General features: G+C 73.0%; 13 protein-coding genes and 1 pseudogene. 7 read left to right on the top strand and 7 right to left on the bottom strand.

Features of this window, described 5'->3' with window-relative positions; genetic code table 11:
* Positions 1 to 78 precede the first annotated feature (78 nt).
* The 3 genes from IE277_RS20225 to IE277_RS20215 all read left to right on the top strand — a co-directional run bounded on the left by IE277_RS20225 (position 79) and on the right by IE277_RS20215 (position 3,176).
* The gene (locus tag IE277_RS20225; protein ID WP_189954349.1) at positions 79 to 909 is read left to right on the top strand and encodes a PP2C family protein-serine/threonine phosphatase; all 831 of its coding nucleotides are present in this window, start codon (positions 79 to 81) and stop codon (positions 907 to 909) included.
* Positions 910 to 1,096: 187 nt separating this feature from the next.
* The gene (locus IE277_RS20220) at positions 1,097 to 2,155 is read left to right on the top strand and encodes an MASE1 domain-containing protein (RefSeq protein WP_189954347.1); all 1,059 of its coding nucleotides are present in this window, start codon (positions 1,097 to 1,099) and stop codon (positions 2,153 to 2,155) included.
* 253 nt (positions 2,156 to 2,408) lie between these two features.
* The gene (locus IE277_RS20215) at positions 2,409 to 3,176 is read left to right on the top strand and encodes an FAD-dependent monooxygenase (RefSeq protein ID WP_229881828.1); all 768 of its coding nucleotides are present in this window, start codon (positions 2,409 to 2,411) and stop codon (positions 3,174 to 3,176) included.
* Positions 3,177 to 3,452: 276 nt separating this feature from the next.
* Here IE277_RS20215 and fdnG read toward each other — a convergent pair whose 3' ends face one another.
* Complete coding sequence (gene fdnG, locus IE277_RS20210; RefSeq protein WP_229881827.1) at positions 3,453 to 6,593, bottom strand: formate dehydrogenase-N subunit alpha; 3,141 nt, start codon at positions 6,591 to 6,593, stop codon at positions 3,453 to 3,455.
* Between the two features lie 305 nt (positions 6,594 to 6,898).
* Entirely contained in the window at positions 6,899 to 7,360 is a 462-nt protein-coding gene (locus IE277_RS20200) for a TetR/AcrR family transcriptional regulator (protein WP_189954343.1), read from the bottom strand.
* 7 nt (positions 7,361 to 7,367) lie between these two features.
* Between IE277_RS20200 and IE277_RS20195 the strand changes: the two genes are divergently transcribed.
* On the top strand, positions 7,368 to 8,279 hold the full coding sequence (locus IE277_RS20195) for an MBL fold metallo-hydrolase (protein WP_373310827.1): 912 nt from the start codon (positions 7,368 to 7,370) through the stop codon (positions 8,277 to 8,279).
* A gap of 101 nt (positions 8,280 to 8,380) precedes the next feature.
* Here the strand turns inward: IE277_RS20195 and IE277_RS20190 are convergent, their stop codons facing one another.
* Positions 8,381 to 9,901, bottom strand: coding sequence for an MFS transporter (locus tag IE277_RS20190; protein ID WP_189954339.1), 1,521 nt, complete (start codon positions 9,899 to 9,901; stop codon positions 8,381 to 8,383).
* A gap of 176 nt (positions 9,902 to 10,077) precedes the next feature.
* Here IE277_RS20190 and IE277_RS20185 point away from each other — a divergent pair, with 176 nt between their 5' ends.
* A complete protein-coding gene (locus IE277_RS20185) occupies positions 10,078 to 10,698 on the top strand; it encodes a DUF4232 domain-containing protein (protein ID WP_189954337.1) in 621 nt (206 codons plus the stop codon).
* Here IE277_RS20185 and nrfD read toward each other — a convergent pair.
* Positions 10,688 to 11,677: an NrfD/PsrC family molybdoenzyme membrane anchor subunit gene (gene nrfD, locus IE277_RS20180; protein ID WP_189954335.1), complete on the bottom strand. Its 990-nt coding sequence runs from the start codon at positions 11,675 to 11,677 to the stop codon at positions 10,688 to 10,690. The two genes, IE277_RS20185 and nrfD, sit on opposite strands and share 11 nt — an antisense overlap.
* Positions 11,674 to 12,683 (bottom strand): annotated as a pseudogene (locus IE277_RS49210) (4Fe-4S dicluster domain-containing protein). The gene nrfD and the pseudogene IE277_RS49210 overlap by 4 nt, the downstream one beginning before the upstream one ends.
* A 171-nt stretch (positions 12,684 to 12,854) precedes the next feature.
* Between IE277_RS49210 and IE277_RS20170 the strand changes: the two are divergent.
* Together IE277_RS20170 and IE277_RS20165 are read left to right on the top strand one after the other, a co-directional pair.
* On the top strand, positions 12,855 to 13,277 hold the full coding sequence (locus IE277_RS20170) for a MarR family winged helix-turn-helix transcriptional regulator (protein ID WP_189954333.1): 423 nt from the start codon (positions 12,855 to 12,857) through the stop codon (positions 13,275 to 13,277).
* A gap of 149 nt (positions 13,278 to 13,426) precedes the next feature.
* On the top strand, positions 13,427 to 15,091 hold the full coding sequence (locus tag IE277_RS20165) for an MFS transporter (protein WP_229881856.1): 1,665 nt from the start codon (positions 13,427 to 13,429) through the stop codon (positions 15,089 to 15,091).
* Positions 15,092 to 15,170: 79 nt separating this feature from the next.
* Here IE277_RS20165 and IE277_RS20160 read toward each other — a convergent pair whose 3' ends face one another.
* Together IE277_RS20160 and IE277_RS20155 are read right to left on the bottom strand one after the other, a co-directional pair.
* The gene (locus IE277_RS20160) at positions 15,171 to 15,794 is read right to left on the bottom strand and encodes a DedA family protein (protein WP_189954331.1); all 624 of its coding nucleotides are present in this window, start codon (positions 15,792 to 15,794) and stop codon (positions 15,171 to 15,173) included.
* Between the two features lie 55 nt (positions 15,795 to 15,849).
* Entirely contained in the window at positions 15,850 to 17,088 is a 1,239-nt protein-coding gene (locus tag IE277_RS20155; protein WP_189954329.1) for a cation:proton antiporter, read from the bottom strand.
* Positions 17,089 to 17,091 lie beyond the last annotated feature (3 nt).

Here is a 17,091-nt window from a genome sequence, read left to right as displayed (position 1 = left end):
AAATAGGTAAAATCTAGGCATTTGCCGAACATTCAGGCGGACGGTCGTCGAAGGCCTCCGCCGCGCCGGAAGTGATCGATGCCCCGCAAGCGCTCCACGGACGACGGCGACGAGCTGCTGGCCAGACTCGGTTCGCTCACCGCCCAGGCACGCGAGCGCGCGGAGCTGCAGCGCACCCAGGTCGAGCTGGCCATCGAGCTGCAGCGCGGCATGCTGCCCCGGGACCTGCCCACCGCCCCCGGAGTGCATCTCGCCGTCCGCTACACACCGGCCAACCTCGGTCTCAATGTGGGCGGCGACTGGTACGACGCGTTCACCCTGCCCGACGGGCGGATCGGGCTGTCCATCGGCGACGTACAGGGGCACAACATCGAGGCCGCGGCCTTCATGGGCCAGGTGCGGGTCGGACTGCGTGCCCTCGCCTCCGTGACCGGAGAGCCGGGGGAACTGCTCGGCCGCACCAACGACCTGCTGCTCGCGCTGGGCAGCGAGCTGTTCGCCACCTGCACGTTCATGCGTCTCGACCCGGCCACCGGGGTGCTGGAGAGCGCACGGGCCGGCCATATCCCGTTCGTGTGGGCCACGGCGGACGGCAAGTCCGGCGTCGTGGACGACGAGGGAGGGCCGCCGCTCGGCATCGACAAGGGCATGGAGTTCCCGGTGACCCGGCACCGGCTCGCCACGGGCGGGGTGTTCGTCCTGGTCACCGACGGAGTGGTGGAGGGCCCCTCGCTGAGCATCGAGGCCGGCCTCGACCAGGTGGTACGCCTCGCCGGGATCGCCGCCGTCGCCGGCCTGGAGGCCCATGCGCTGGCCGCCGCCGTGATCAAGGGCGCCGAGAGCGTCGGACACGAGGACGACGCGGCCGTCCTCGTCGTCGGCCTGGACAGCCCCGCACAGCACCCGTGACCGGGCCGGCCGACCCGACGGGCGCGGGCCTGCGGATCGGGCGGGGGCCGGCGCCGGCGACAGCCGGGCAGCCTGCCCCGGGTGACTCGTCCGGGTGATGCGCGAGGCGTTCGGGATTCAGCCATAGGGGCGGACGGCACCGGCCCTCGCCTCGCCGAGGCGGCGCGGCCCGTGTGAGATTGCTGCTGTGGTGGGTTTCGAGGATCTGCGCCGGCCGGGCGGCTACGCCGTCCAGGTACTGGCCGTCGCGGCCTGCTACTACGCCGCGGCCCGGCTCGGACTCCTGCGCGAACTCTCCGTCGAGAGCGCCGTCGTCACCCCCATCTGGCCGCCGACCGGCGTCGCCGTCGCCGCCCTGCTGATCCTCGGCCTGCGCTGCTGGCCCGGCATCACGATCGGCGCCTTCTTCGCGGTGCTCTACCTCACCACCCCCCACCTCGACGTGCTCGGCACCCTCGCCGCTCAGACCGCCGCACCGGTGGTCGCGGTGCTCCTGCTGCGCCGGGCCGGCTTCCACACCGACCTCGGCCGGCTGCGCGACGGCGTCGCCCTGGTGTTCCTGGGCGCGCTGGGCGCGATGCTGATCAGCTCGACCGCCGGCGTCGGCCTCCTCGTGCTCACCGGCAAGCTCGACGCGCACAGCTTCTGCCCCGTCTGGCTCGCCTGGTGGGTGGGCGACGCCATGGGCGTCCTGCTCGTCACCCCGCTGCTGCTGTTGCTGCACGGCGCGCGCCGGCCGCCGTCCCTGGCCCGCTGGAAGGAGGCGACCGCGCTCGCCGTCGTCGCCTGCACTCTGGTGCCGTTGGCCGTCTACAGCCCGCTCAGCCTCCTCTACCTCGTCTACCCGCTCCTGATCTGGGCCGCCCTGCGCTTCCAGCTCCTGGGCAGTGTGCTGTGCGCGCTGCTGACGTCCGTGCTGGCCTCCGTCGCCGCGACGGACGGCGTCGGGGCCTTCAGGGGCCTCAGCCGGATCGAGATCATGGCGAAGCTGCAGACGTTCAACGGCTCGATGGCGCTGACCGCGCTGCTGCTCTCCGCGCTGATCACCGAACAGCGCAACACCAGGCGCTCGGTGGAGAAGGCCTGTCAGGAACTGGTCGAGGTGCTGGAACACCTCACCGCGGGCGGCGCTCCACCGCCCCGACCGCAGCCGGGCACCGAAGGCACCGAAGGCACCGAAGGCACCGAAGGCGGCGAAGGCGGCGACGGCAGCGAAGAGTGGCGCTCGCCCACCGGGCCCCGATGACCCGGCGCGCTCCGCCGGGCGGCCGGGGTCCTGGCCGGTCCCGGCGTGTCGAACGGCCGGTCCGGGGCGCCGGGAGACCATGGGCGCAGCCCGCAGGAGCACGGTCCGAAGCGGAGGGACAGACGCGGCATGGAGCAGCGGACGGCGAGCACGACGGACGGGCGGACCGGGACGGCCGGGATCCGCTCCCGCCCCGTGGAGCGCCGCGACGCCACCGCCGCACGGACGCCGGACGCCGGCGACGCGCGCCGCCGTGTCCCGCGCACCGACCGGGTCCTGCGCGGCCCGGTTCGCCCGCCGCGACCCGGCCACCGCCGAGCTGCTCGTCGGCGCGGACGGCGTCGCCTCCGCGGTCCGCGGCGTGTTGTCGCCGCAGACCACCCCGACCGACACCGGCGTCCGGTTCGTCATCGGCCGCACCCCGCTGACCGACGAGTTCGCCGGCCTGTCCAAGGCCTATGGCTCGAAGATCGCGGGCGACGGCGTCAGCCTGCTGCTCGGCGCGATGCGCTTCCGTACCCCGCCGAAGCAAGCCGCCGGACAACTGGCCCCCGAAGTCACGCTGCCCGACATCGGCGACTACGTACGCTGGGCCATGATCCTTCCGTCGAACGGCTCGCTCGGCGCCCCGACCGCGCAGGAGGCCGTGCTGTCCAGGATGGAGGGCTGGCACCCGGAGCTGCGGGCGCTCATCGAGCAGGCCGACCCGGACAACAGCACCCTGCTGTCCATCCGGGTGGTCGAGCCCCGCGAGCGCTGGGCGCCCGGTCCGGTCACGCTGCTCGGAGACGCCATCCACGCCACCTCCCCGACCGGCGGCAACGGTGCGAACACCGCGCTGCGCGACGCCGACCTGCTGCGCCGCTGCCTGATCGGGGCCGTCGAGCGCCGCCAAGACCTCATCGGCGCGGTCGGCGACTACGAGCGGCAGATGTTCGAGTACGGCGGCGAGGCCGTGCGCCACAGCCTCGCCGCGCTACCCGCCTTCGTCCCGAACCCGGAACGACCCGAGCCGGCGTAGGTTCCGGCGTGTTCAGGCCGGCCTCCCTGCAGATGGTCGCCGGTCGGGGGAAGCCCCGTCCGGAGGGGCCCTCGGCGGCGAACCTGGTCGACAAGCGAGTCTCGACCGACCAGCAGTGACTGCCCGTTCCGCCAGCGCGTACGGCGCGGACAGGACCACACCCTGCGCGTCAGCGCCACGCCTGCGGTCCACCGCGCTCTCCTCGCCCACTGCCAGCCCCTCGACGGCACCCCATGAACCCGCGCGGCCGCCGATGCCCGTGTCTGTTCCGGTGCCTCAGGGCTCCGTGCCGGTGTGCTCGTCGATGCCGGCCCGTCTGCGGTAGGCCCGCACCAGTGCCACGGACGCCGGGCCGCGTGGCCGGCGGCCGGGGCGGATGTCCACGGCGAACGCCTTCGACTCCTGGATGTGGACGTTCGGATCCAGGGACAGATGCAGCAGTTCGTTGGCCGCGTCCCCGGTGCTGTAGCCGTTGGGGCCCCAGTGGTAGGGCAGCCCCACCTGGTGCAGCCGGCGCCCCTGCACCGTCAGCGGTGTCATCCGGTCCGTCACCAGGACCCGTGCCTCGATCACCGCGCGAGCGCTGACGATCGTCGCCCACCCGGTGTGCTCCAGGCCCCGCTCGGCCGCGAGTCCGGGGGACACCTCGCAGAAGAACTCCGGCTGCAGCTCGGCCAGATACGGCTGCCAGCGGGACATACCGCCGGCGGTGTGGTGCTCGGTCAGCCGGTAGGTGGTGGCCACGTACGGGAACACCTCCGCACCGGGCTCGTCACCGCTCGGCTGATAGCGGTTGTCGGGGAGCGAGGGCAGCAACTGCCGTACAGGATTGCGCTGTTGGTGGTAGAGGAGGTTCGGGAACGGCGAGTCCTGCGGCTCGTAGTGGGCCGGGAGCGGGCCGTCGGCGAGTCCGGTCGGCACATACAGCGCGGCCTTGCCGTCGGCCTGCATGATGAACGGGTCCGTGCCGGACAGTGCCGCCGGGCCGGTCGCGTCCTCGGGGGGCCGGTGATCGGGCGCCTTGTCCCTCTTGATGTCGGGGACGTCGTATCCGGACCACTCGCCCTTGTCCGGGTCCCACCACACCAGCGCCTTGCGCGTGCTCCACGGTCTGCCGCGCGGGTCGGCGGAGGCACGGTTGTACAGGATCCGGCGGTTGGCCGGCCACGCCCACGCCCACTCGGCCGCCACCCAGTCCTGCTCCCGGCCGGGCCTGCGGCGGGCGGCCTGGTTGACGCCGTCGGCGTAGACACCGCAGTAGATCCAGCAGCCGCAGGTGGTGGAGCCGTCGGGCTTCAGCTGCTCGTAGGAGGAGAGCGGGGCGCCCTCGGCGTCATGGCCGTTGATCTCGGCGAGCACGGCCTCCGCGTCCGGCTCGGCGAGCCCGCCCTTCGTCGGATAGTCCCAGGCCAGATCGAGCATGGGCCGGTCCATCTCATCGGTGGACCCCGCGAGCCTCTCCCGGACGAGCCGCCCCAGATGGTAGGTGAACCACAGGTCGCTGCGCGCGTCGCCGGGCGGCTCGACGGCCTGGTGGTGCCACTGCAGCAGCCGCTGGGTGTTGGTGAAACTGCCGTCCTTCTCGGTGTGCGCGGCGGCCGGCAGGAAGAACACCTCGGTGCGGATGTCCGCGCAGCGCAGCTCACCGGTCTCGATCTCGGGCCCGTCCTTCCACCATGTCGCCGACTCGATCAGCGAGAAGTCGCGCACCACCAGCCAGTCCAGGTTCGCCATCCCGAGCCGCATCACCTTGGCGTCGGCGTTGCCCACCGCCGGGTTCTCACCGAAGAGGACGTAGCCCTTGCAGACGCCGTCCAGCTGGGCCAGGGCCGTCTCGTACGCCGAGTGGGAGCCGGTCAGCCGGGGCAGATAGTCGAAGCAGAAGTCGTTGTCGGCCCGCGCCGCCGCACCCCAGTACGCCTTGAGCAGGCTGACCATGTACGCGCGCATGTTGCCCCAGTACCCCTTGGGGGCCGTCCCGGCCTCGACGAAGGCGGCCAGGTCCGGGTGCCGGCGGGCGTCCGGCATCGGGATGTAGCCCGGCAGCAGGTTGTACAGCGTCGGGATGTCCGTGGAGCCCTGGATGGAGGCGTGGCCGCGCAGGGCGAGGATGCCGCCGCCCGGCCGGCCGATGTTGCCGAGCAGGGTCTGCAGTACGGCCGCCGCGCGGATGTACTGCACACCCACCGTGTGCTGGGTCCAGCCGACCGCGTACGCGAACGCCGTCGTAGGGTCGCAGCCGGAGTTCTCCGTGACCAGCTCGCACACCTGCCGGAACAGGCCCCGCGGCACGCCGCAGACCTCCTCGACCAGCTCCGGTGTGTAGCGGGCGAAGTGCCGCTTCAGCACCTGGAGCACACAGCGCGGATGGGTCAGCGTCTCGTCCCGCGCAGGCGCGCCCGCGCCGCCCTCGTACTGCCAGCTGCCCGTGTCGTACGTGCGGTTGGCGGCATCGAGGCCGGAGAACACGCCACCCAGGTCCTCGGTGTCGTGGAAGTCCTCCCGCAGGATCAGCGGGGCGTTGGTGTACGCCACGACGTACTCACGGAAGTACTTGTCCTGCTCCAGGACGTAGTGGACGATCCCGCCGAGGAAGGCGATGTCCGTGCCCGCGCGCAGCGGCACATGGACGTCGGCCAGCGCGCTGGTGCGGGTGAACCGCGGGTCGACGTGGATCAGCTTCGCGCCCCGCGCCTTGGCCTCCATCACCCACTGGAACCCGACCGGATGGCACTCGGCCATGTTCGAGCCCTCGATGACGACGCAGTCCGCGTTCTGCAGGTCCTGCTGGAAGGTGGTCGCGCCGCCGCGTCCGAACGAGGTTCCCAGACCGGGAACGGTGGAGGAGTGTCAAACCCGCGCCTGGTTCTCGAGCTGGATCGCGCCGAGCGCGGTGAACAACTTCTTGATCAGGTAGTTCTCTTCGTTGTCGAGCGTGGCCCCGCCGAGACTGGCGATGCCGAGGGTGCGCCGGGTGCGGGTCTCGTCGACCGTCCACTGCCAGCCCGCACGGCGTGCCTCGATCACCCGGTCCGCGATCATGTCCATCGCCGTGCCGAGGTCCAGCGGCTCCCATTCGGTCGCGTACGGCCGCCTGTGGAGGACCTGGCGCTCGCGCGCGTCCCCGGTGGTCAGCTGCAGGCTCGCCGCGCCCTTGGGGCACAGCCGGCCGCGTGAGACGGGGGAGTCCGGGTCGCCCTCGATCTGGGTGACCCGCTCGTCCTGGACGTAGACGTTCTGACCGCAGCCCACCGCGCAGTACGGGCAGACCGATTTCACGACGCGGTCGGCGGTGGCCACCCGGGGGGTGAGCCGCTCGCTGTGCGCGCTCTTCGCCGCGGCACCCCGGCCCAGCGGATCGCTGCCGGTCAGCTGGCGGTAGACGGGCCAGGAGTCGATCCAGGTGCGTATGCCCACGGTCGCTCCTTCCACCCGGTCGCCTGGTCCGCCCGGTCCCTCGATCTTCCCGCACGGGTGCGGTCCCGGCATCTCTCGCCCCGGTGCGCCGCTCAGGGCCTAGGGCCTGTCCGGCGGATCAGGTCGCGGGAAAGTGACGGCGCCTCATCGGCGCAGGTGAGCGGGGGTCGGTGCGTCCAGCTGCAAGGCGGAGGAGGGAGTCGACGCGGAGCGTCGGCGACCGACGACAACGCCGCAGATGGGCGTGCCGACCCCCGCGTCCGCGACAGGATCCGCCGGACAGGCCCTAGCCCCCTCGGCTCTCGTCACCGGCCGGACGTCTCACTCCCGCCCGGACCCGCATCCGTCGCCGCCTCCGGAGTCGTGTCCAGCAGCCCGGCCACGAGCTGACGCGTGTACGCGGTGTCGAGTCCGGCCGGGCGGAAGAGGATGCGGTACATCAGAGGAGCGACGACGCGGTCCATGACCGTCTCGACGGCGGGTGCGCTCTCCCCGCGGCCGGCCGCGCGGGAGGCCATCTCGTCGAGGAACTGCCCGGCCCAGGCGGTGAGATCGGCCCGCAGGCCGCCGTGGTCCCGCGGCGCCGTGTCGGGGCGGAGCCGCTCCACCGCCACGTCGGACAGCAGTTTCTGCAGGTCGCCCCAGCGGCGGTAGATCGTCGACGGTGTGACCCCGGCGCGCTGTGCGACCAGCGGCACCGTCAGCGCGTCGCGACCCACCTCCGACATGAGTTCGCGGACGGCGGTGTGCACCGATGCCTGGACCATGCAGCCCTTGTCCGCCGAGCCGCTCCCGTCCTGGACCGTGGGCGACGTCACGGTCCACCGCGTCGACGAGGCGCCGCTGCCGCCCGAGACCGGAGCGTGGCTCCTGCCCGACGCCCGCCCCGAGGTGGTGACGGGCGAGTACTGGCTGCACCCGCACTTCGTCGACAGCGACGGCACCCTGCGCATCGACAGCCACAGCTTCGCGTTCGTCGTGGGCGGGCTGCGCGTCCTCGTCGACACCGGCGTCGGCAACGGCAAGCAGCGGGCCAACCCGGCCTGGCACGACCTGCGCACCCCGTATCTCGAACGCCTCACCGCCGCCGGCTTCTCCCCGGACTCCGTCGACCTGGTGATCCTCACCCATCTGCACGCCGACCACGTCGGCTGGAACACACGCGAGGAGAACGGCGCCTGGGTGCCCACCTTTCCCCACGCCCGCTACCTGACGGCGCGCGCCGAGCGGGACTTCTGGGCCGGGTACGACATGGACGAGGCACGCCGGCAGATGTTCCTCGACTCCGTGATTCCGGTCGAACAGGCGGGGCTGCTGGACCTCGTCGACGTCCCGGCCGAGGGCACCGAGACCGCCCCGGGCCTGCGCCTTGTGCCCACACCGGGGCACACCCCCGGCCATGTGGCGGTCGAGCTGACCAGCCGGGGCCGGCGCGCCCTGATCACCGGCGACTGCATCCACCATCCGGTCCAGCTCGCCCACCCCGCCATCGGCGCCTGCGTCGACATCGATCCGCAGCGGTCGGCGGCCTCCCGTAGCGCGCTGCGCCGCTCGGTCGCCGACACGGACGCCCTCCTGCTCGGCACCCACTTCGCCCCGCCGACCGCCGGACACGTGATCACCCACGGGGACGCCTACCGGCTGCTGCCCGTGCCGGCGGACCTGAGCGCGCCCGCGGCCGGCTGAAGCACGGCGGCTCCGGCTGCACGGCGGCTCGCGGCTGCACGGCTGCACGGCGGCTCCCGGCTGTTCGGCGGCGCACGGCCGCTCGGTGTGGCCGGGGGCGGTCAGGTCTGCCGGGTGTGCATGGGATCGTGGGCGACCTCGTCCGGGCACCGTCGGCGCGATCCGCGCAGCTTCCGGTCGCGCCGCCAGTCGCATGCCGCGAGAGCCAGCGCCGCCACCATGCCGACGAGGGCGGCACCCAGCGCGGCGACGAGGGCGCCCCGGTAGTCCTGGCTCCTGCCGAGCACCAGGTAGAAAAGGCCGGGCAGGGCGGCCGTGCCGACCGCGGCGCCCAGCCGCTGGCCGGTCTGCAGTGCACCGCCCGCCGCGCCCGCCATGTGCACGGGTACCTCCCGCAGGGTCATGGTGATGTTGGGGGAGACCACGAAACCGCTGCCGATGCCGCCGAGGAACAGCACGGGGGCCGCGACCCAGGGGGCACTGCCGGGCGGGGCGAGACGCAGCAGCAGCGCCGTACCGCCCAGGCCGACGATCACAGCCGTGAGGCCGCACACGGTGAGCAGGCGGCCGAACCGCTCCACCAGCCGGCCGGCGACCACGGCCGCGATCGCCGAGCCCACCGCGAAGGGGGTCACGGCGAGACCGGAGCGGAGCGGGGAGAAGCCCAGGCCGTGCTGGAAGAAGAGCGCGAAGACCAGCCACACGCCACTGAACCCGATGAAGTACAGCGTGCCCACGCCGGCGCCCACCGCATAGCCGCGCGCGGTGCTGAACAGCCGGGGGTCGAGCAGCGGCTGGGCACCCCGGGCGACCAGCCGGCGCTGCCACCGGGCGAAGCCGGTGAGGACCGCGGCGCCCGCCGGGAACAGCCACCACAGCCGGCCAAGGCCTTCGGTGCCCGCCTGGACCAGCGGGAACATCAGCGCGAGGACGCCGAGGCCGAGCAGCAGGACGCCGGGCAGGTCCACGCTTCCCCGCCCGGAGCGCCGGGTGCTCGGCAGCAGACGGCGGCCGAGCAGGACGGCGAGAACGCCGATCGGGACATTGACGTAGAAGATCCACCGCCAGCCCTGGGCGCCGGAGGCGAGGGCGAGGATGACACCGCCGGTGAGGGGGCCGACGGCGGCGGACACACCGACGGTGGAGCCGAACAGGCCGAAGGCGCGGCCGCGTTCGGCGCCACGGAACAGCTGCTGGATGAGCGCGGAGTTCTGCGGCGCCATGAAGCCGGCCGCCAGCCCCTGGGCGAGCCGGGCCACCACCAGCAGCGTGATGTCCGGCGCCGCCCCGCAGGCCGCGCTGCACACGACGAAGCCGCTGAGGGCGAGCAGGAAGATACGACGCCGGTCCAGGGCGTCGCCGAGCCGCCCGGCGGTGACCAGGGCGAGGGCGAAGGTGAGCGCGTATCCGGACACCACCCACTGCACCTGCGCGGGCGAGGCGCGCAGATCCCGCTGAACCGTGGGCAGGGCGACCGCCACGATCGTCACGTCGAGCAGGCTCATGAAGCCGGCCACCAGGGTCACCCACAGGGCCCGCCACCGGCGCGGATCCGGTTCGTACCCCGTCTCCTGAGCGCCGGGCCGCACCCTGTCCGCCGCTGCCACCTGGGCTCCTCTCATCAGGCCGCACCTCACAGCCTGCTCCCGTGGCCTTCCGGGGGCAAAGGCGGACCCGGCGGACCGGGCGGACCGCCCATCGTCAAGACCCTCCCGGCCGAACTTTTCCCGCACGTCCGGCATCTCACCAGATGCAAGGCGAGTTACGGATTTCTCTACGAAGCGGGAGAACGCTCACCATGACGCACAAGAACCAGCACCAGCACCAGCACGAGATCCAGGGCCACACGCCTGGGACCGCCATATCGGCCCGGTCCGGCCGGCGGCGGCGCCTCGTCCGGGCCACGCTCGCCGCGAGCGCCGTCGCCGCGCTGGGGATCGCCGGCGCCGGGGTGGCACAGGCCGCCGGGACGGGGGCCGCGAAGGCCACGCCCACCTGTGCCGTCTCCGCGCTGAGCGCCTCGTTCGGCGAGGGCCTGGCCGGCGGCATGAACCATCAGGGCGTGGTGCTGAAACTGAAGAACACCGGCGCTCACACCTGCCTGCTGCGGGGCTACCCGGGCCTCGGCCTGCAGAACGCCTCGCACCGGACACTGCGCTCGACCACGCACTGGGGCGACACCTGGTACGCGAAGAGCCCGGCCAAGGCCACCCTGACGCTCGGCAAGGGCCAGAGTGTGGAGGCGGTCATCGCGTGGACGCACGCCAACACCGGCACCTCGGACGCCGTCCACGCCGCGTATCTGGAGGTCACCCCGCCCGCGGCCACCAGCCACAAGACGCTCAAATTCCCCGAGTGGGTCGACAACGGCGACCTCAGTGTGACCGTGCTCGCCCACCGGATCGACGTCACTCCCTGAACCGGCGGCCGCGCGCCGCACGGCGCGCCCGCTGAGGTACGACCGTGTACCGGGGATCCTCGGCGGAGACCACCCCGGCGTGAAACACGCCGAAGCGCAGCGCCGCCGAGCCGGTGAGCAGGGCGGCTGCGGCCGCCAGGGCAAGGCGTCGGTCCCGTCCGCCGGGCAGGGCGAGGGCCGCGCCGCCCGCCGTGAGCAGCTCGGCCGCCCGCAGCAACCGCCCTGGCCTGCCCTTCTCGAACGGCTCGGCGGCCAGGCCCATGCGCCGCCGCATCGTCCGGAAGGCACCCAGTTCCAGTACGGCTCCGAGCACGGCCAGCCGGCGCGCGGGCCCCGCCTGCGGGCTCGGTGCCGAGGCCAGGGCCAGACCGGACGCGGCGGTGGCGGCGGAGCCCGCGAACACGAACGGCAGTTCGCGGTAGCCCTCGTGCCAGGAGGGCACCGCCGTGTCCGAGAGGAGCACGGCGGTGTACGTCGCCACCGCCGGGCCGAGTGCGGCCGCCGCCGCCGTCGCGGCCGAGCCCAGCGTCCGGCAGCGGCCCGTCGCCTCGGTGGCCGCCGCGGTCAGTGCCAGCGGCGCGTAGCCCGCCAGCAGCCAGGAGCCCACGCTCATCGGGGAGGTGGGCTTGAGGACCCGGAGCATGTTCAGGAAGCGGGCCGGGCGGCCCAGGTCGTGCACGAGCGCGGCCAGCGAGAGCGAGACGGCCCCGGCCGCCCCGAGCTTCGCCGGCGCCGCCAGCCCCGGCCGGCCGGTGGCCTGCGCGCCGGCCGCCAGCAGCGAGGAGGCCCCGGCCAGACCGCCGAGATACAGATAGCCGGCGATGTCCAGCGCCCGCCACGTCGGACGCTTCAGCACGGGGCGGCCGTAGTACGAGGAGAACGCGGCGTCCGGCACCATCGGCTGCTCGCCCCGGCCGCGCCGACGCCGGCGGCGCCCCGCACCCGGTACGTCGTCGTGCCCCGCGTCCGCCGCGCTCATCGCGGCCCCCGTACGAAACCGCCCAGGGTGAGGGCGGCCAGACAGACCGCGGCCAGGGCCGCGTGCCGCCACATACCGGGCAGATCCCGGGTGGTGACCACCGGGTCCGGGGGCAGGCCGTAGACCTCCGGCTCGTCCAGCAGCAGGAAGAACGCCCCGGCGCCGCCCACCCCGTCGTCCGGGCTCTCGCCGTACAGCCGGGCCTCGGTCACACCGGCCGCGTGCAACTGCGTCACCCGGGCCCGGGCCCGCTCCCGCAGCTCCTCCAGCGGGCCGAACTGGATCGAGTCGGTCGGGCAGGACTTGGCGCAGGCCGGTTCCATGCCGACGCCGAGCCGGTCGTAGCACAGGGTGCACTTCCACACCCGGCCGTCGCCCTCGCGCTGGTCGATGACGCCGTACGGACAGGCGGGCACGCAGTAGCCGCAGCCGTTGCAGATGTCCTGCTGGACCACGACCGTGCCGAACTCGGTGCGGAACAACGCGCCGGTGGGGCACACGTCCAGGCACCCGGCGCGGGTGCAGTGCTTGCACACGTCGGAGGCCATCAGCCAGCGCAGTTCGGTGCGGCCGTCGGGGGCGATGGGGGAGATCCGCCCGGCGGACGCGGACGCGGACGCGGGGTCAGGACCGGGGCCGGGCGCCGCAGGAGCGGCGGGTGGGCCGGGGGAGGGTGTGCCGGTGCCGAGCCGGGCGGCGGCCGCGAACACGTCGACGTCGTCGTGCGCGGCACCGGGTTCCGGTCCGCCGAAGGTCCGGCGCTGCTCGACGAAGGCCACGTGCCGCCAGGTGTCGGCGCCGCGGCCCTGGGTGTTGTCGTAGGACATGCCGGTCAGTTCGAGCCCGTCCTCCGGGACGGCTTCCACTCCTTGCACGCCACCTCGCAGGCCTTGCAGCCGATGCACACCGAGGTGTCGGTGAAGAAGCCCGCCCGCGGCGGGGCGTCGGGGTAGCCGGCGGCACCGGCCACGTCCGGCTCGGGGCCGTACCGCGGATGTCCGAGGATCTCGTCGCCCTCCCGCGTCGCCGCACCTCCTGGTTCGGGCCGGGTGCACTCCTCGGTCACGAGGGTGGCACGGGTGCCCCCGCGCCGCGCGTGCGGGAGCTCCGAGCGTGGTGGCCGGATTACTTACGCTTGGTTGAACAGTCCAGACTGATAAATCTATGCTGAGTAATCATGGACACAGTTGCACTGGCCGCCGAACTGAGGCTGGCCATGGGACGGATCGTCCGTCGGCTGCGCCAGGCGCACGCGGTCGGCGATGTCACGCTCTCCGGCGTCTCGGTGCTGGTCCGGCTGGCCCGGACCGGTCCGGACTCGCCCGGCTCGCTCGCCGAGTCGGAACGCGTCCGGCCGCAGGCCATGGCCAGCACCCTCGCCGGACTCGAACAACGCGGCCTGGTGAGCCGGGCCCCCGACACGGCCGACGGCCGCCGGGCCATCGTCTCCCTCACCGACGAGGGCCGAAGCGTGCTGGAGCAGCGCCGCTCCGAGTCCGTGGGCCGCCTCGCCCACGCCCTGGCGGAGTTCACCCCGCAGGAGCGGCAGGCCCTGCACGACGTCCTGCCCCTGCTCGACCGACTGGCGGAACGGCTGTGACCGGCCCCGCACCCGCCGCGCACGGCCCCGCCGCCGGCATACGCGCCCGACTGCTCGCCCGCTCCGCCCGGCTGCGGGACACTCCCCCGGGCCCCGGCTACAAGTGGGTCGCCCTCTCCAACACCACACTCGGCGTCCTGATCGCCACCATGGACGCCTCCATCGTGATCATCTCGCTGCCGGCGATCTTCCGCGGAATCGGGCTCGACCCGCTCGCGGCCGGCAACATCGGCTATCTGCTGTGGATGATCCTCGGCTATCTGCTGGTCTCGGCCGTCCTCGTGGTCGTCCTCGGCCGGCTCGGCGACATGTTCGGCCGGGTCCGGATCTACAACCTCGGCTTCCTGGTCTTCGCCTGCGCCTCCGTCGCCCTGTCCCTCGACCCCTTCCGGGCGGGCGCCGGCGCCTTGTGGCTGATCCTGTGGCGCGTCGTGCAGGCCTTCGGCGGCTCCATGCTCACCGCCAACTCGGCCGCCATCCTCACCGACGCCTTCCCGGCCCGGCAGCGTGGCATGGCCCTCGGAATCAACCAGATCACCGCGCTCGCCGGGCAGTTCCTCGGCCTGCTGGCCGGCGGTCTGCTCGCCGCCGTCGACTGGCGGGCGGTGTTCTGGGTGAGCGTCCCGGTCAGCATCACCGGCACGATCTGGTCGTATCTGAGCCTGCGCGAGACCTCGGCCGGCGTGCGCGGCCGTATCGACTGGCTCGGCAACCTCACCTTCGCCACCGGCGCCGGCATCCTGCTCGCGGGCATCACCTACGGCATCCAGCCCTACGGCGGCCACCCCACCGGCTGGACCAGCCCCTGGGTGCTCACGGGCCTGATAGGCGGCGTCTTCCTGCTGCTGGTGTTCTGCGTCGTCGAGACGCGGGTCGCCGAGCCGATGTTCCGGCTGTCCCTGTTCACGGTGCGGGCCTTCGCCGCCGGTAACCTGGCCGCCCTGCTCACCGCGATCGCGCGCGGCGGACTGCAGTTCATGCTGATCATCTGGCTCCAGGGCATCTGGCTGCCGCTGCACGGCTACGACTTCGAGGACACCCCGCTGTGGGCCGGCATCTTCATGCTGCCGCTCACCCTCGGCTTCCTCGTCGCCGGGCCGCTCTCCGGCCATCTCTCCGACCGGTTCGGCGCCCGTGTCTTCTCCACCGCCGGACTGCTCCTCGTCGCCGCCTCCTTCCTCGGACTGCTGGCCCTGCCCGTGAACTTCGACTACGGCGTCTTCGCGGCCCTGCTGCTGCTCAACGGCCTGGGCCAGGGCATGTTCTCCTCGCCCAACACCTCCTCCATCATGGGCAGCGTCCCCGCCCGCTACCGGGGCGTGGCCTCCGGGATGCGCTCCACCTTCCAGAACTCGGGTACGGCCCTGTCCATCGGTGTCTTCTTCTCGCTGATGGTGTCCGGGCTCGCGAGCACCCTGCCGAAGACGCTCAGCAGCGGACTCCAGGCGCACGGTGTGCCCGCCGGCACCGCGCACGAGGCGGCCTCGCTGCCGCCGGTCAGCACGCTGTTCGCCACGTTCCTCGGGAACAACCCGATCGGCCATCTGCTCGGCGACGGCGGCACCCTGGACCGTCTGACCGCCGCCCAGCGCGCCACCCTGACCGGCCACACCTTCTTCCCGGAACTGGTCTCCGGGCCCTTCCACCACGGCCTGACCATCGTCTTCAGCGTGGCCGCCGGCATGGCCCTGGTCTCCGCGCTCGCCTCCGCCCTGCGCGGCGGCCACGAACGCGCCGACGACGACACGTCCGAGCAAGGGCAGCACCCCGGCACGGAAGGACAGCCGGCATGGCGCACAGCTCGCTCCTCGTGACGGGAGTCCAGCGCTCCCTCGTGGTACACCCCGAAGTCAGCCCGCGCAAAAGGACGTTCGCCGCGCTCGGGATGTGCGGTCACTGCTCGCGGCGCCGGCGTACGACGTGTCGTACGGCGAAGGCCGCGAGCAGTGCGGCGGCGGTGACGAGGACGTACAACTGATAGCGCGAGACCTCGGCGTAGACGGCCTGGATGTGGGTGCCGACCACATAGGCCAGGGTCGTCCAGAGGCCGACCCACAGGGCCGCGCCGAGCGCGTTGAAGGCGAGGAAACGGCGCCAGCGCATGCCGGTGGTGCCGGCGATGATGCCGTTGGCCTGGCGGAGCCCCTCGATGAACCGGGCCACGGTCACGATCTTGCCGCCGTGCCGGCCGAAGAACTCCTCGGCGGCCGCGAACCGCTTCGGCGTCAGGAAGACGAACCGCCCCCAGCGGTGCACGGCGGCCCGTCCGCCGACCCGGCCGATCAGATAGCCGATGTTGTCCCCGACGACGGCCGCGGTGAACGCGATCAGCGCCACGGCCACGACGTTCAGCCGCCCCGCGCCCGCGTACACCCCAGCGGCCAGCAGGATCGTCTCGCCGGGCGCGGGCACCCCGAAGTCCTCCACCAGGACCACAGCCCCCACGGCCCAGTAGCCGTAGTGGCCGAGCAGGGGGGCCAGATGCGCCAGCGGACCCGGAAGCGGAGGGGCGGCCATGCCTCCACGGTACGTCGCCGCGATCAGCGGGCGGCCGGTGCCCGGCGGCCGCGCCTCAGCGCCGGCCGGCGGTGTCCTGGTCGCGGACGACCGGGCCCGGGACGTCGTCCGCCGCGCCCGGAGCCGCGCGTCGGGACAGCCGGCCGGTCAGCCGCAGCGCGAGCGGCTCGGTGTAACGGGCCGTCAGCGGGCCGAGGACGACGAGGATCAGCACATACGCCGTGGCCAGCGGACCGAGGTCGGAGCCGATCCCGGCGGTGACGGCGAGACCGGCGATGACGATGGAGAACTCGCCGCGCGCGACCAGGGTGCCGCCGGCCCGCCAGCGGCCCTGGGCCGAGATGCCGGCGCGCCGGGCCGCCCAGTGACCGGTCGCGATCTTGGTGAGGGCCGTCACGACGGCGAGGGCCAGCGCGGGCAGCAGCACCGGCGGGATGCTCGCCGGGTCGGTGTGCAGCCCGAAGAAGACGAAGAACACGGCCGCGAACAGGTCCCGCAGCGGCGCAAGGAGGTGGTGGGCGCCCTCGGCGACCTCTCCGGACAGCGCGATGCCGACGAGGAACGCGCCGACGGCCGCCGAGACCTGGAGTTGCTGCGCGACTCCGGCGACCACCAGCGTCAGACCGAGCACCACCAGCAGCAGCTTCTCGGGGTCGTCGGTGGAGACGAAGCGGGAGATGTGCCGGCCGTAACGCACGGCGAGCAGCAGGACCAGGCCCGCCGCGCCGAGCGCGATGCCCAGGGTGACACTGCCGGCGGCGAACCCGGTGCCGGCCAGCAGCGCCGTGACGACCGGCAGATAGACCGCCATGGACAGGTCCTCCAGCACCAGGATGCTGAGGATCACCGGAGTCTCCCGGTTGCCGATCCGGCCGAGGTCGCCGAGCACCTTGGCGATCACCCCGGACGAGGAGACCCAGGTGATGCCCGCGAGGACGACGGCGGCGATCGGACCCCAGCCCAGCAGCAGGGCCGTCGCGGCGCCGGGCAGGGCGTTGAGGGTCATGTCGACGAGCCCGGCCGGGTACTGGGTCTTGAGATGGGAGACGAGGTCACCGGCTGTGTACTCCAGACCCAGCATGAGCAGCAGCAGGATCACACCGATCTCGGCGCCGATCGCCACGAACTCCTCGCTGGCGCCGAGCGGCAGCAGCCCGCCCTCGCCGAAGGCCAGCCCGGCCAGCAGATACAGCGGGATCGGCGAGAAGCGGAGGCGGGCGGCGAGCCGGCCGAGCAGCCCGAGGCCCAGGATGATGGCGCCGAACTCGATCAGGAAGACGGCGGAGGAGTGCATGCG

The organism is Streptomyces alanosinicus, from assembly GCF_014650595.1.
GTDB lineage: Bacteria > Actinomycetota > Actinomycetes > Streptomycetales > Streptomycetaceae > Streptomyces > Streptomyces alanosinicus.
The sequence above is the reverse complement of the archived record's forward strand: the minus strand, read 5'-3'. Positions and strand labels throughout refer to the sequence as shown.

Excerpts from the sequence above, each read along its gene's own strand:
- IE277_RS20225 (WP_189954349.1), top strand. The coding sequence starts at position 79 with ATGCCCCGCAAGCGCTCCACGGACGACGGCGACGAGCTGCTGGCCAGA.
- IE277_RS20200 (WP_189954343.1), bottom strand. The coding sequence starts at position 7,360 with ATGGTCCAGGCATCGGTGCACACCGCCGTCCGCGAACTCATGTCGGAG.
- IE277_RS20190 (WP_189954339.1), bottom strand. The coding sequence starts at position 9,901 with ATGAGAGGAGCCCAGGTGGCAGCGGCGGACAGGGTGCGGCCCGGCGCT.
- IE277_RS20185 (WP_189954337.1), top strand. The coding sequence starts at position 10,078 with ATGACGCACAAGAACCAGCACCAGCACCAGCACGAGATCCAGGGCCAC.
- nrfD (WP_189954335.1), bottom strand. The coding sequence starts at position 11,677 with ATGAGCGCGGCGGACGCGGGGCACGACGACGTACCGGGTGCGGGGCGC.
- IE277_RS20170 (WP_189954333.1), top strand. The coding sequence starts at position 12,855 with ATGGACACAGTTGCACTGGCCGCCGAACTGAGGCTGGCCATGGGACGG.
- IE277_RS20165 (WP_229881856.1), top strand. The coding sequence starts at position 13,427 with ATGGACGCCTCCATCGTGATCATCTCGCTGCCGGCGATCTTCCGCGGA.
- IE277_RS20160 (WP_189954331.1), bottom strand. The coding sequence starts at position 15,794 with ATGGCCGCCCCTCCGCTTCCGGGTCCGCTGGCGCATCTGGCCCCCCTG.
- IE277_RS20155 (WP_189954329.1), bottom strand. The coding sequence starts at position 17,088 with ATGCACTCCTCCGCCGTCTTCCTGATCGAGTTCGGCGCCATCATCCTG.